We start from the raw sequence: 14,413 nt of genomic DNA, 5'->3' as shown, positions 1-14,413 counted from the left end.
CGGCATCTGCAGACATCCGGTGGGTGCCGGCCAGCGGCCAGCACTACCGGTACATCCATGCACAGCATGCGATCATCCCCCGCATGAAGATCTATCTTGTCGGCGGCGCCGTGCGCGACCGCCTGCTGCAGCGCCCTGCCGGCGACCGTGACTGGGTCGTCGTCGGCGCCACGCCCGCGCAGATGGAGGCGCAGGGCTTTACCGCCGTGGGCCGCGATTTCCCCGTGTTCCTGCACCCGAAGACCGGCGAGGAATACGCGCTGGCGCGCACCGAACGCAAATCCGGCCGTGGCTACCGCGGCTTCGTGGTCGATGCCGATCCGGCGGTGACGCTGGAAGAAGACCTGCTGCGCCGCGACTTCACCATCAATGCCATCGCCTGCGATGAAGACACCGGCGCGCTGGTCGATCCCTATGGCGGCGCACGTGACATCGAGCAGCGCGTGCTGCGCCATGTCGGTCCCGCCTTCGTTGAAGACCCGCTGCGCGTGCTGCGTGCGGCGCGCTTCATGGCCCGCTTCGCCTCGCTCGGCTTCACCGTCGCGCCGGAAACCATGGAGCTGATGCGCGAGATTGCCGCCAGTGGCGAGCTCGACGCGCTGGTGCCGGAACGTGTGTGGCAGGAACTGCGCAAGGCACTGGTGTGCGAACGCCCGTCCGCGTTCCTGCGCACCCTGCACGACGCGCACGCGCTCGGCCCGATATTGCCGGAGCTGGAAGCGTTGTACGGCGTGCCGCAGCGCGCGGAATTCCATCCGGAAGTCGATACCGGCATCCACCTGGAAATGGTCAGCGACATGGCCGCGAAACTCGCGCCCGGTGATGACCTGGTCGGTTTCGCCGCACTGACCCACGACCTCGGCAAAGGCCTGACCCCGCCCGAGGAATGGCCGCGCCACATCATGCATGAGCAGCGCGGCATCACACCGCTGAAAGCACTATGCGCGCGCCTGAGGATTCCCACCGAGCACCAGCAGTTGGCCGAGGCGGTATGCCGCGAGCATCTGAACGTGCATCGCATCGACGAGCTGCGCGATGCCACCGTGCTGGAGGTCCTGGGCCGCTGCGATGCCCTGCGCCGGCCGGAACGGGTGGCCCGCATCGCGCTGTGCTGCGAGGCCGACAAGCGCGGCCGACTCGGTTTCGAGGACAGCGACTACCCGCAGGGCGAAACGCTCAAGCGCCTGCACCGGGCAGCGCTGTCAGTGCAGGCGCGTGATCTGGACACCACCCATTTGAAGGGTCCAGCCATTGGCGAAGCGTTGGCCAAAGCCCGGGTGAAAGCCATCGCCGCCGCCCGCTGATTCTTGTCGGGCGCTTTTACAGGTAGTGCCGGCCGCTGGCCGGCAACCACAGCTCTGTCAGTGCGCCATGCCACGCGTGATCGCCGCAGCACGTTCCTTCAGCTGCGCCACCGCGTCGGGGATCATCTCCATGCCCACGTCCAGGCCCGGGTTCAGCACCAGGCCGACGCCCTCGCCGATGCCCGACAGCAGCGCATGCACCGCGATGGGCATGGCATGGGCGAACTGCGGCAGCTGCTCGTGCCAGATTTCCGCGCGCTCGGGCGCAGTGAACACCGCGAACATCGGCTCCCCGCCTTCGCTGGTCAGCACCAGCGGCGAAATGCTCTCGTCCCAGGCACCGTCTTCACCGATGGCCTTGTCCAGCAGCACGAACACCGGAGCGGTCAGCAGGCCGTCGAGGAACTGCGAGGCCGTGAGGGTTCCGTCCTGGGCCTGCAGCAGGCGCACTTCCAGGTCGTTGGCGGGTTCGAACGGCGTTTCGTGGTCCATGGTCGGTTCCGGTACGTGATTGCTGGCTGCAACTTTAGCAGGCCCTGCACGAGGCTACGCACACCCCATCCCGCATCGGGATGGGCCTCAGCGGCCGATCAGGCTTTCCGCCGGAATGCCCAGGTTGCGGTGCAGGTTGCGGATCATCTCCAAGGTCAATCCACGCTTGCGATTCAATACCTCATACACGCGGTTGAGCTGACCAATGGAGGGCACCAGGTCCTTGACGGTCAGACCGCCCTGCTCCATGCGGAAGCGGATTGCCTCGATGGGGTCCGGCAGTTCTATCGGGTAATGCTTCGCTTCGTAAGCCTCCACCAAGGTGGCGAGAATCTCGAAGCGGTCGCCTTCTTCACTGTCCAGGGCGGGTTCGTTCTCGAAACAGGCCTCCAGTTCGCGCAACGCGTTCTGGTAGTCATCTTCTGTGCGAATGGGACGAATGTTCATTTTTCCTCCACGGTCGCTACGTCAATCCGGTCGTATTCGGCATGGGTGCCGATGAACTTGATGTAGATCATCTGACGCTGATAAGTAACGTCGACAATCAACCTGTGGCTGTTGCCTTTGATGTTGAAAACCACGCGACTGCTACCGATGAAACTCGCACTCGCATAGCAACTGCGGATGTCATGCGGACTCGCCCAAGTGGCGCGCCTCGCTTCGTCGTGCCAAGCCTTCAGCGGCTGCTCGCACTCTGGAAACCTCTCCCAGTAGCGCCTGAGCGTAGACAGCGCGAAGACTCTCACGGCCGCATCCTAGTCCCAATATGGGACATATGCAAATCATGACCCATCAGATGCCTCCGTGCCCCATCCGCCACATCCACCCCGCCACTGCCAGCCCGGCCACCACCACCAGCATCACCGGCAGGCCGAAGCGGTGTCGCCACGGGATCGGCACCCCGCCCAGCTGCTGATCCATGCTTTCGGTATCCAGCACCCAGCCGTGTTCGCAGCCGGTGCAGGCCAGCTCGTAACGACGCTGGTAGACGAAGCCGAACAGCAGGTCGATGCGCGCCATCTTGTAGCGCAGTTGGGGGGCAAATTCGGTTTCGGTCTGGCAGCGCAGGCAGTGGTGCGATTCGGTGGGGCCGACAATCAGCACCCGTTCGTGTTGGCCGATCAGCAGCATGGCTCAGCCCTCTTTACAGGCGGGCTGGGCCAGCAACCAGGCTTCGGCCGCCGCCACCGTGGCGTCATCGCCAGCGGTGGCCTGGTCCGGCACGATCTTCCGCCCGTCGCCATTTCCGTTGCGATCGCGCATGACGCTGGTGGTCAGCACCAACGCGCTGCCGTCCACCAGTCGGCGCACCACGTTGGCAGTCGATACACCCGCCGTGGGCTGGCCGAAACTGCGGGTCTGCGCGCGGCCGCGGAACGCCAGAACGGTCGCCTCGCCGGAACTGGCGGTGCGCGGGCCGGTCAACACTGCCACCGGAGCGCCAACAAGGCTGGGTAGATAGCCGGGCTGGCCGAAATCCAGACGCGTCGCCTCCCCCATGCGCACACCACTGCCGGTGGTCTGCCACCGTACCGGACCGTCGGCGGTCTCGAATGATCCCACGTCCTCGACGCCCATTGCCGAGGTGCGCAGCAGCGGCGCAACGCCCAGCAGCATCGGCCACATGTTGCCGCCGGTGTTGTCGCGCAGGTCGACGATCCAGCCACAGCGAGGCGTGCTGTCCTTTTCACGGATGATGTTCTGCCAACTCACCGCACGCTGGATGTTCTGTTGCTGCAGCTGCTGCGGCGGCGCACCGGGGTCTGCCGCATAGCCCTCGATCAGCACCTGGCCGATACGCGGGTCACGTGCGCGAGTGGCGTCGCTTTCGCTGCGGGCAGCAGCGGTGGCGTTTTCGCGGGCGAAACGCTCCACGCGTTGCTGCTGTCGTTGCGGGGTCATCCAGCTGCCGTGACCGCCTGAACTGCGACCGATGGCCTCGGCCAGGACGGTCCGGACCTTGGCCGGATCGCCCTGCGCGTCCTTCAACCGCGTGCGCGTGACTGGCCAGTCGACCCTGCTTCGGTACAGCGCCTCGCGTTCGAGCATGTCCAGCAGCTGTGCCTGCGCGGCGGGTGAGGGGATCTCGATGGTGTCGGCCGCAGTGGCAGCGGTCGCTGCCAGCAGCGTGGCGATCAAGGCGGCTCGTGCCGGCAGTCCCTTGCTGTTTCGCATCGACATCTCCCTGTCGTTGGATGAAGGCGAAGCATAACGGTGCCGGAGCGGTGTGTTCCATCGCGCACCCTGTCGTGTTTGGCTTGGCAGGGCGCGTCGTATCGATTTGCAACTTTGCCCATGTCAGCGCGACCGCAAAAGCGCGAAGGTCGCTGTGCCAGCGCCACCTGCGCTGGCCGGGATTGGCGTCCCGAATCAAACATTCAAGCGATCAGATTGCCGATTCAGCGGCAATCACGACAATGCACCTGCTCGCCCATGGCGGGCGGTGCGTGGGGATCCTCGCGATCCGTCGGCTTTTTCGCTTGGATTTTGACCGGCACGCCAACCCGCACCGCCCGCCACCTTGCATCCCGCAGGTGGCCTTGCCCTGTGAGGTTGCTGCCATGACTACGCTCTACCCCACCTATCCCCGCCTGCACACACTGCTGGGTGATGCCCTGCCCGACCTGCAGCTGCCCAACGCTACTGCCGAGGCTCTGGAAGACGCGCTGACCGAAGCGGATGAAGCCGCTCCCACGCCCGCCTTTTTCAAGCGGTTGCGCGACATCACGCGCTGCCACGCCGCCGACGGCGAGCCGTGGACGGAGCTGCGCATCACCCCGGCACGGGCGCGCGATCTGGCCTGCACCACGCGCTGCCTGCTGGCGTTGTCGGCATTGGGTGGCGTGTTGCTGGCGACGCAGGCCGCGCGTGAACTGGACGACGCGGAGGCGCAATGCCCGCCGCTGACAGAGGAAGGGTTGCTGTATGCGGTGCAGCTGCTGGCCGATCACGCAGGTACGTTGCTGGGTCGATCGCCGTTGTGATGCAGGTGTGTGGGAATTGATTGACTGCTGCCAAGGCGTGTCGACCAAGGTCGACACCTACCAGAGCGGGTCATGGCGCCGGCTGGATTCGTGTCGACCAAGGTCAACACCTACCAGGGCGGGTCATGGTGCCGGTTGGATTCGTGTCGACCAAGGTCGACACCCACCAGAGCGGGTCATGACCTCGGTTGGATTTGTGCCGACCAAGGTCGGCACCCACCAAAGCAGCCAAAGCGGCGGGCGCTACCAATCCGCGCGCAGGCCGATGTTGCCTTCGATGATGCGGCGCTTGCCGTTGTCGCTGCCACCCACCTCGCGGGTGTAATCGGCCACAGCATATGCGCTGATCGTGCGGTTGAAGCGCCCGACCACGCCGACACCGGCTTCCAGTGCGCGCGAGCGCTGCGAATTGATGATCGCGTCGTTGTCGAACAGGATGCGGTCCTCGCCCGAACGCCCGTGCCAGTAATTCAACTTGAAATACGGCTGCCAGCCGTTGTCGGCCAGTTGATAGTCGCCCGCCAGGCGCAGGCCGACGCGGCCGGTCCAGGCGTTGTCGTTGTCGAAGGAAATGGTGGACACCAGATCGCGTTGGTCATCCAGCGAACTGCGTTGCCAGATCACCTGCAGCTGCGGTTCCAGCCACCACGATGACTGTCCGAACTGCAGCAGTGGCTTGCCCGCTTCCAGCGACAGCGTGGTGCCATCACCCTTCAGGTCGATGCCCAGCCCGCGCGACGAACGCGTGCGGCCGTCGTAGCGGCTCTGCATCGCCACCGCGTCGATGTAGCCGCCGCTGCTGTCGGTCAACGTCCAGTACAGCCCCACGTGCTTGTCGTCCAACCGGCTCTGGCCGACCAGCACGTTGTCCCAGCCCACGGCCAGGCCGGTGATCCTGCCATCGGCGCGGGTGCGGCCGACGAACACGCCGATCTGGTTGCGGTGGTTCTCGGCGGCGGCAGCCCATACGTCCAGGCCCGCCTGCACCCCCATCACGTCGCCGTCGAAGCCGGGCCGTGCATCGCCCTTCCAGTGGATCTCGCTGCTCTGCCCCACCAGCCGCCCCCATGCGGTGCGGAACGCACCTTGGTTGTACAGCAGGCGCTGTTCGCCCTGGCGCTCGTGGAAGGTACCCAGGCTGGCCAGCGAGGTCTCGCGCAGCAGCGGGGGCACCACGGCGTAGGCGGCGGTCTCAAGGCGATACAGCGGTACCAGGCCGTTCGCGTCCGGTGCGGCGGGTCTCGCCCCCGCACTTGGCGGCGGCGCACCGGTACCAGGCAGGCTACCCCCGGCCAGCGGCACGTCCGGCACCGGGGGATCGCTGGGCGGGGCCACGGGCGGCGGTTCCGGCGGCGGCGGTGGTGGCGCGGTCTCACCGGCGGTCAGGTCCGGATCGACTGCGCCCTCCGGTGGCGGTGGGGGCGCCGGGGGAATCGGAGGCGGCGGTGCGACGGGCGGTGTCGGCGGTGGCGGTGGAACCACTTCGCCACCACCGTTCGGCGCGGGGCCCGGCCCGACCGCAACTGTCGAGCGCAGGTACCAGTTTTCACCGGTACCGGCACTGACGCCGCCCTTGAACAGGAAGTACTCGTAGGCACCGGCCGAGACCGGCGCGAACAACGAGAAGGCACTGGGTGCGGTGGTGGCACCGTTCAGCGCCTGCACCACCAGGATGCCGTCGACCAGCGTGGCTGCTCCGCTGCCGCCCGCGTTGAGGATGCCGATGCCGGTGCTGCCGGTGGCCGTGCCGCCATCGATCACCAGTCGGTCGCTGGTAGCGTTGTCCGCCGCCAGCACGGTACGCAGGTACAGCCCGCCGCCATCGCCACGGTAGTTGCCACGCACGGTGAATACATCGCCCGGCGAGGAGCCGGTGAGATCGATGCGCCCGGCGTTGACCACATTGACCAACGCGCTGCCGCTGAAGGGACGCACTGCATGCGCACCGCTGCCTGCATAGATCGTGCTGGTGTCATCCAGGGTGAGTGAACCGGTACCGCTGACACTGTCACCGAGCACCAGATCGCCATCGAAGGTGAGCTCGGTGCTGCTGGCCAGGCTGATCGCTTCCCAGTTCTGGAAGCGCGCGACGCCGCTGCCTTTGACGTTGCTGAAGCTGAGACGATCATTGCCGCTGCCACCGTCAAACAGCGGTACCGCGCCGATGTTGCCTTGGTTGAGGTTGCTCAGCGTGGCCACGTCGTCATCGGGGCCTGCGTCGATGGCGCCGTACACGATGCCGCCGCCGTTCCAGTTGAAGGTGTCGTTGCCGGTGCTCAACAGCACCTGGCCACGCACGGTGCCATCGGTGATGGTCACGCTGTCAGCGCCGCCGCTGACGCTGATGTTGCCGCCGATATAAGCGGTGCCGGAGATGATGATGGTATCGGTGTCGAAACCGGTCACCACGTTGCCATCAACGGTGCCACCGGACATGTCCCACAGGTTCTTGTCCAGCTTCATGTTGACCCGGCCGATGCGGCCACCAGTCATCCACGCCTGGTCGCCATCTTCGAACGCGCCGACGATGCGGCCACCGCTCATGCGGAAGGTATCGATGTTGTCGCCCTGCTGCAGGGCACCGATGGTGCCGCCGGTCATGACGAAATCGTCGCGGCCACTGCCCTGCGTCACCAGCCCGGTGATGGTGCCTGCGTTGACGGTCAGCTGGTCATCGCCGCTGCCTTGGTCGAGGCTGTCGAGGGTGCCGTCGGTGAGCAGCAGCACGTCGTTGCCATCCCCCTGCTGGACGCCGCCGGTGATGCTGCCGGCCAGCATCTGCAGACGATCGTTGCCGGCGCCGAACTGCACGCCGGTACTGCCACTGATGGCCCCGCGGTTGACCAGCACGCTGTCGCCGGGGCCGCTGAACTGCAGCGCCGTACTGCTGCCGGAACTGATGCTGCCGGTGTTGTCGACGCGGCTGCCGCCGCCGAGCTGCACCGCGGTACCGCTCGCCGAGCTGATGGCCCCGAGATTGGTGAGCACGTGGCTGCCAGCGCCGAGCAGGGAAATGGCGTTGCCCGCACCAGCCTGCTGCAGCTGAGCGCCATTGCCAACGTTCACGGTGATGCCTGCCGCGCCAGTTGCACTGATTGCTGCAGTCTCGGGATTGGGCGCGGCCGCACTGCAGGTGACGGTCTGCCCGGCAATGGGGGCGGAGGCATCGCAACCTGCCCAAGCGGTGGGAGCAGACAGCGCGAGCAGCGTGGGCGCCGCCAGGATCTGCAGCAGGGAAATGGTCAAACGGCGCCGGCGGAACCCGGGCGGGACGACATGTGACATACGGCACTCCTGGGTCGGGGATCAGGAACTGCGGATGCTCTGTACGACACTGCTGATGCAGTCTGCCCTGCCATGAATGGTTTCGATAGGTGAAATTGCAGGCAAGCGGTCACGTTTTCGATATGAAACCGGGAAGCGCTCACGCGGTCCGCATGTCGATGAACCAGTTCACCTTCGTCAGCCTGCCAAGAGCATCCACGCATGGCGTGGATCTACTGCAATCCTGGCCCAGTAGATCCACGCCATGCGTGGATGACCCCGCAACCCACCAGCACAGTAGATCCACGCCATGCGTGGATGACCCCGCAACCCACCAGCACAGTAGATCCACGCCATGCGTGGATGGGCCGTTCTCCACCATCTCTGCCGCGCTCAGATCTTCAGATAAATGCGACGTCGGTCCAGCCACCAGGCTACGCCCCACCACAGCGCAACGAACACCAACGCCTGCAGCATCGAGGCCAGCTCCAGCGCCTGCGGCATCGCCGCAGCCAGTTGCTGCCAGACCCAGCCCCAGGCACCGGTCGCCAGCAGGATCACCGACATCAACGAAGCTCCCAGATAGGCGGTGATGGCATTGACGCCGAAGCGCCGGCCCAGTGCCGGCCATCCCTTGCGGTCGATCAGCAGGTGGCCCAGCCACAATGCCAGCGCGGCCAGGCCACCGGTCCACAGCACGTAGCTGGGCGTCCACAGCTGCTTGTTGAGCGGCAGCACGGTCGCCAGCAGCAGGCCGAGCACGGCGGTGATCGCACCCAATGCGGCCAGTGCACCGGCCCGGCCACTGCGCAGCAGGCCACCGGCCAACAGGCCCAGCACGGTGCTGGCCAACGCGCCCAGACTGCTCAGCAATCCTTCCGGGTCATGGCCCAGACCGGTATCGGCCTGCCATTGGTAGATCCATGGCGCGAACAAGGTGGTGTCCAGACGGCTGGCCGGGTTGGTCCAGGGCGCAAGATCTCCGATGCCCAGCAGCAGCGCGGTGTAGCCCACCAGCAGCGCCACCAGCACGGCCACCTGCATGCGCGGACGCGCATACACCGCCAGCACGCCCACCACTGCCGCGCACAGCGCGATGCGCTGCAGCACACCCCATATGCGGAAGTGATGCGTGTGCAGTGCCCACCACACCAGCAGGTGCAGCAGCACGCCGGCAATGGCGATGCGCAGTGCGCGTTCCAGCACGCCACGTGCAAGTGCGGGCCGTGCGGCCGGATCCAGCGCGCGCGGTGCGACGCTGAAGGCCATCGACACGCCAACAAGGAACAGGAAGAACGGGAACACCAGGTCGGTCGGTGTGCAGCCGTGCCATTCGGAATGGCGCAGCGGTGCGAACACCGCACTCCAGTCACCGGGGTTGTTGACCAGAAGCATCGCCGCCACGGTCATGCCGCGCAGGGCGTCGATCGAGCCCAACCGGCGTGGCGGCGTGCTGCTCATCGTCAAGCCGCCTCGTACTGGCCGGCGATCCACGTACCGCGCACCTGCAATGCATCGTCCAGCAGCACCAGGTCGGCCTGGTAGCCCTCGGCGATATGACCCAGGCGATCATCGACATTGAGGAGCTGCGCTGGATAGGTCGAGGCCATGCGCGCGGCTTCGGCCAGCGGTTGGCGCAGCAGCTGCACGGTGTTGCGCACGGCAGTGGCCATGTCCAGCGCCGAGCCGGCCAGCGAGCCGGCTGCGTTGCGCACGACGCCGTCGATGGCGGTGATGGTTTCGCCATACAGCACGTAGCTGGGATCGTCGGCACCAACCGGCGGCATCGCATCGGTCACCAGCAGCAGGCGGCCGCGCGGCTTGGCCGCCAGCGCCACGCGCAGGCTGGCCGGATGCACGTGCACACCATCGACGATGATGCCGATCCAGCTGTCGCGATCTTCCAGCGCCGCGCCGACCGCACCGGGCTCGCGGCCCTGCAGCGGCGACATCGCGTTGTACAGATGGGTGAAGCCACGCACGCCGGCATCGAGGCCGGCACGGATCTCTTCATAGGTACCGGCGGTGTGACCGGCGGCGACGATCACACCGCGTTCGACCAGCGCGCGGATGGTCTCCAGCGGCACGCGCTCCGGCGCCAGGGTCAGCAGGGTCACGCCGTTGTCCAGCGACGACGCCAGTTCGATCTCTTCCTCATCCGGCACGCGGAACTTGCTGGCATCGTGCGTACCCTTGCGCGCCGGTGCGATGTACGGCCCTTCCAGGTGGATGCCGATCACGCCCGGCACGCCCTGTGCAATGGCCTCTCGCATCGCACCGATCGCCTCGCGCATCACCCCAAGGTCATCGCTGATCAGGGTCGGCAGCATCGCGGTGGTGCCGAAGCGGCGATGCGCACGCGCAATCGTGCGCAGCGACGCCACGTCGGGCGTGTTGTTGAACAGCGCGCCACCACCGCCATTGACCTGTACATCGATGAAGCCGGGCAGCAGCCAGCCGCCCCCCAGGTCCACCTGCTCGTCGGCCTTGCCCAGCTGCGGCGCAGCGTCGGGCAGCAGCGCGCTGATGTGGCCGTCTTCGATCACCACCGCAAGATCGTCGCGGAACTCATCGCCGGCAAGAATGCGGGCATTGCGCAGCACGGTTGCCATCACACCGTCTCCGTCACCTTGTTCAGATGCGGCGGCAGATCCGGGTTGAAGCCGCGGCGCAGCGCCAGCGCATTGATCGCGCGGTAGAAGCTCTGCACGGTCAGCAGCGGCGCGCACAACGGATGCGGGGCAGCAGCGACCGGCAGGTTGCCGCCGGCACCGGCCAGCCACACCTGGGCGCCACGTGCGGTGAATTCTTCGGCCACGGCGCGGGTGCCGGCACCGGTTTCATCAGGCTGGGCGAAGGCCAGCACCGGGAAGCCGCGATCGACCAGCGCCATCGGCCCATGCTTGACCTCGGCCGAGCTGTACGCCTCGGCGTGCAGGCTGCAGGTTTCCTTGAACTTCAGCGCGGCCTCCTGCGCCGCGCCGAGGCCCAGGCCACGGCCGAGCACGAACAGGTTGTTGGCCTCCACCAGGCCATCGGTCACTGCGCTCCAGTCGCACTGCCAGGCCTCGCGCATCGCATCGGGCAGCAGGTCCAGGGCATTGCGCAACGCGCTGTCCTGCTTCCAGTACGCGGCCAGCTGCAGAAGCGCGGACAACGAGGCGAGGTAGCTCTTGGTCGCCGCCACGCTTTTCTCCACGCCGGCATGCAGCGGGATGACCGTGTCGGCAAGCTGTGCCAGCGGCGAATCCTCGACGTTGACCAGCGCCACCACGCGCGCGCCAGCGACCTTGGCAGCTTCTGCATTACGCAGCAGGTCCGGGCTCTTGCCGGACTGCGAGATGACGATGAACAACGCACCGCGCAGCTGCAACGGTGCGGCGTAGACCGAACCCACCGACGGCGAGGCCGAGGCAACGACCAGCCCCAGCTGGGTTTCCAGCAGGTATTTGCCGTAGGTCGCGGCATGGTCGGAGCTGCCCCGTGCGCAGGTCACCACGAACGGCGGCGGTGCGGCGCGCAGGCTGGCTGCCAGCGTTTCCATCACGGCATGGTTGCGGGCGAACTGACGGGCAACGACGTCAGCCGCTTCGGCGGCCTCGGCGAACATCAGGGTAGCGGTGGGGTCGGACAGCGACATGGCAGGCTCAGGAAGGATCGGAAGGAAGGGGACGGGCGGCGGCAGGCCGCATCGGTGCGGTCGAGCCGCGCACCACCAGCTGTGGCACGAAGCCCTGGTTATGCAGCGGCGCCGGCGCATCGTCGTAGGCATCACTGCGCAGCTGCGCGATCAGCAGGCGCGCGGCATGGCGGGCGATGTCTTCGGTGGCCTGCTTGGCGGTGGTCAGCGGCGGCCACGACTGGCGCGAGAACGGGCTGTCCTCGAAGCCGGCGATGGACAGGTCGTAGGGCACGTTCATGCCGGCCGACTTCGCTGCGGCCAGTACGCCGGCGGCGATTTCATCGTTGGAACCGAAGATGGCGGTGGGCGGTTCGCGCAGTGCCAGCAGGCGCCGCGCACCGCGGAAGCCGTCGTCGAAGGTGTAGTCGCCCTGCACCACCAGATGCTTGTCCACGGTCATGCCGTAGTCTTTCAGCGCGGCCTCGTAACCGGCGTAGCGCTCGCCCGACGATCGGTGCGAGGTGCCACCCCAGAGGAAACCGATGCGCTGGTGGCCCAGCTGGATCAGGTGCTCGGTGATTTCGTAGGCGGCTTCGCGGTCGTCGACGAACACGCAAGCGCCATCGGCCGGATCTTCGGTGGCCGCGATGATCCGCACCAGCTTGATGCCGCGCGAGGTGAGTGCCTGGATCAGGTCGCGACGCTCGGACATCGGTGCGGTCAGCACCAGCCCCGCCAGGCGCGAACGCTGCACCCAGTCGGCCAGTTCATCGGCCAGCAGCGGCGAACTGGAATCGCACGGATGGATCTGCAGGCCGAAGCCGGTTTCGCGGCAGGCGGCGAGCACGCCGTTCTGCACGCCGATGATGTGGTACGGGTTCGGGTTGTCGTACACCAGCCCGATCACGAAGGTGGTGCCGCTGCGCAGGTTGCGCGCGGAGGGATCGGGTTCGTAGTCGAGCTCGGCGATGGCACGCAGCACCCGCGCACGGGTGGCCTGCATCACCGAGGGCTCGTTGTTGATCACCCGCGACACCGTCTTCAGCGAGACCTTGGCCTTTTCGGCAACGTCCTTGATGGTCGCTCTGCGCATCGGCTTTTCCTGGGGTTGGCTGCCGTCCATCATCGCCGATCAGCCCTTGTCCTGCGGCAGGCCGACGCGATGGCCGACCACCGAGTAGAACAGGATGTACAGGTAGCACGGCACCATCAGCAGCAGGAACACCAGCTGGAAGTCGATGTGCTGCTTGAGCACGGCGAACAGCTGCGGAATGATCGCGCCGCCGGCGATGCCCATCACCAGCAGCGCCGAACCGGTTTCGGTGAAGCGGCCCAGGCCACGGATCGCCAGCGGGAAGATCGCCGGCCACATCATCGCGTTGGCAAAGCCCAGCAGCGCCACGAAGGCGACCGACACATAGCCGTGGGTGAAGAAGGCGCCCAGGCAGAACACCACGCCCAGTACCGCAGAGATGGTCAGGTAGCGCGACTGCGAGATCACTCGCGGGATCAACGCCAGGCCGACCACGTAGCCGATGAGCATGGCAAACAGGGTAACCGCGGTGAACATCTTGGTCTGGTCCAGCGGCAGGTCGAAGCCATGACCGTAGGTACCGATGGCATCACCGGCCATCACTTCCACGCCGACGTAGACGAACAGGCACAACACGCCCAGCCACAGGTGCGGGAACTGGAAGATGCTGCTGCGCTCGGCCTTGCCCGGAGCGCCGGCCGGGGTGGCATTGGCCTCGGAGGCCTTGATTTCAGGCAGCGGCGAGAACAATACCGCGACCGCCAGCACCACCAGCAAGCCGGCCATGGCCAGGTATGGCGCGTGGATCTTGGCCGCGAACTGGTTGAGCAGCGTGGTCTTGGTGGCCGCATCGGCGGCCTGCACCTGAGCGTCGAGGTCACCGATGCCATGCAGCACCAGAGTGCCGATCAATATCGGCGCCAGGATGCCTGCAACCTTGTTGCAGATGCCCATCAGCGCGATGCGCCGTGCGGCGGTTTCGATCGGGCCGAGGATGGAGATGTACGGGTTGATCGCGGTCTGCAGCAAGGCAAGTCCACTACCGATCACGAACAGGCCGCCGAGCGCGCCGGGATACCAGCGCTGGGTGGCGAATTCACCGAACAACGCCGCGCCGCCGGCCATCACCAGCAGGCTCAGGCTGAGGCCCTTCTTCATACCGGTGCGGCGCAGGATCCACGACGCCGGCAGGGCCAGGAAGAAGTAGGACAGGTAGAACACCATCAGCACCAGGAAGGCGCCGACCTCGCTGAGCTCGAAGGCGAGTTTGACGAAGGTGATCAACGGGCCGTTGAGCCAGGTGAAGAAGCCGATCAGGAAAAACAGCACGCCGACGATGGCGATGGACGAGGCCACGTTCGGGCGTGCGCTTGCAGCGGGGACGGCTGACATCAGGAAGGCTCCTGCGGCGACGGCCGCAGAACACGGCGTCGGAGAGTGGCTGGGAACAACGTTGTCACATTCTTTCGGTGGACGACGACCGTTTGTCAACTTCCATGCACGGCCCATCACACCTGATGCTGCACTGCGCAAGCCCGCTGCACGGCCATCCGCTGAATGCGCTTCGCCCTTGAAGCCCCTTGCTGCAACGGTTCTGCCATGGATGCCGTACTCACGCCATGTAAACGTTTACGGCGATCTGCATTCGCTGCGGCGCAGCAACGAAAGTGTCACGAACTCGTTGACATCGTTGTCAACGCGGTTACAGACTCCG

At 66.3% G+C, this 14,413-nt stretch carries 13 protein-coding genes; 2 read left to right on the top strand and 11 right to left on the bottom strand.

Features of this window, described 5'->3' with window-relative positions; translation table 11 throughout:
* Positions 1-83: 83 nt before the first annotated feature.
* Positions 84-1,304 (top strand): multifunctional CCA addition/repair protein, encoded by a 1,221-nt coding sequence (locus ACQ5SA_RS18795; RefSeq protein ID WP_499315535.1) that lies wholly within the window; start codon positions 84-86, stop codon positions 1,302-1,304.
* Between the two features lie 57 nt (positions 1,305-1,361).
* On the opposite strand, the gene ACQ5SA_RS18790 is transcribed toward ACQ5SA_RS18795, so the two are convergent.
* The 5 genes from ACQ5SA_RS18790 to ACQ5SA_RS18770 all read right to left on the bottom strand — a co-directional run bounded on the left by ACQ5SA_RS18790 (position 1,362) and on the right by ACQ5SA_RS18770 (position 3,971).
* Entirely contained in the window at positions 1,362-1,796 is a 435-nt protein-coding gene (locus ACQ5SA_RS18790) for an SseB family protein (protein ID WP_049467432.1), read from the bottom strand.
* 87 nt (positions 1,797-1,883) lie between these two features.
* A complete protein-coding gene (locus tag ACQ5SA_RS18785) occupies positions 1,884-2,243 on the bottom strand; it encodes a helix-turn-helix domain-containing protein (protein WP_499315534.1) in 360 nt (119 codons plus the stop codon).
* Entirely contained in the window at positions 2,240-2,542 is a 303-nt protein-coding gene (locus ACQ5SA_RS18780) for a type II toxin-antitoxin system HigB family toxin (RefSeq protein ID WP_375069311.1), read from the bottom strand. The genes ACQ5SA_RS18785 and ACQ5SA_RS18780 overlap by 4 nt, the downstream gene beginning before the upstream one ends.
* 46 nt (positions 2,543-2,588) lie before the next feature.
* Entirely contained in the window at positions 2,589-2,927 is a 339-nt protein-coding gene (locus ACQ5SA_RS18775; protein ID WP_499315532.1) for a hypothetical protein, read from the bottom strand.
* A gap of 3 nt (positions 2,928-2,930) precedes the next feature.
* Complete coding sequence (locus ACQ5SA_RS18770; protein ID WP_312785994.1) at positions 2,931-3,971, bottom strand: S41 family peptidase; 1,041 nt, start codon at positions 3,969-3,971, stop codon at positions 2,931-2,933.
* Between the two features lie 386 nt (positions 3,972-4,357).
* On the opposite strand from ACQ5SA_RS18770, the gene ACQ5SA_RS18765 reads away from it, so the two are divergent.
* A complete protein-coding gene (locus ACQ5SA_RS18765) occupies positions 4,358-4,780 on the top strand; it encodes a hypothetical protein (RefSeq protein ID WP_499315530.1) in 423 nt (140 codons plus the stop codon).
* A 243-nt stretch (positions 4,781-5,023) separates the two neighbouring features.
* Here ACQ5SA_RS18765 and ACQ5SA_RS18760 read toward each other — a convergent pair whose 3' ends face one another.
* The 6 genes from ACQ5SA_RS18760 to ACQ5SA_RS18735 form a co-directional block, all read right to left on the bottom strand.
* A complete protein-coding gene (locus ACQ5SA_RS18760; protein ID WP_499315529.1) occupies positions 5,024-8,065 on the bottom strand; it encodes an autotransporter family protein in 3,042 nt (1,013 codons plus the stop codon).
* Positions 8,066-8,437: 372 nt separating this feature from the next.
* Complete coding sequence (locus tag ACQ5SA_RS18755; RefSeq protein ID WP_499315528.1) at positions 8,438-9,505, bottom strand: acyltransferase family protein; 1,068 nt, start codon at positions 9,503-9,505, stop codon at positions 8,438-8,440.
* 2 nt (positions 9,506-9,507) lie between these two features.
* Positions 9,508-10,656, bottom strand: a complete 1,149-nt coding sequence (nagA, locus tag ACQ5SA_RS18750; RefSeq protein WP_499315526.1) for an N-acetylglucosamine-6-phosphate deacetylase — start codon at positions 10,654-10,656, stop codon at positions 9,508-9,510.
* Entirely contained in the window at positions 10,656-11,684 is a 1,029-nt protein-coding gene (locus tag ACQ5SA_RS18745) for an SIS domain-containing protein (protein ID WP_499315524.1), read from the bottom strand. The genes nagA and ACQ5SA_RS18745 overlap by 1 nt, the downstream gene beginning before the upstream one ends.
* A 7-nt stretch (positions 11,685-11,691) precedes the next feature.
* Complete coding sequence (locus ACQ5SA_RS18740; RefSeq protein WP_353099441.1) at positions 11,692-12,759, bottom strand: LacI family DNA-binding transcriptional regulator; 1,068 nt, start codon at positions 12,757-12,759, stop codon at positions 11,692-11,694.
* A 39-nt stretch (positions 12,760-12,798) separates the two neighbouring features.
* Positions 12,799-14,091 (bottom strand): sugar MFS transporter, encoded by a 1,293-nt coding sequence (locus tag ACQ5SA_RS18735; protein ID WP_499315522.1) that lies wholly within the window; start codon positions 14,089-14,091, stop codon positions 12,799-12,801.
* Positions 14,092-14,413 lie beyond the last annotated feature (322 nt).

Source organism: Stenotrophomonas indicatrix, assembly GCF_050573115.1.
Taxonomy (GTDB): domain Bacteria; phylum Pseudomonadota; class Gammaproteobacteria; order Xanthomonadales; family Xanthomonadaceae; genus Stenotrophomonas; species Stenotrophomonas lactitubi_A.
This window is presented reverse-complemented; position numbering and strand designations above follow the sequence as displayed.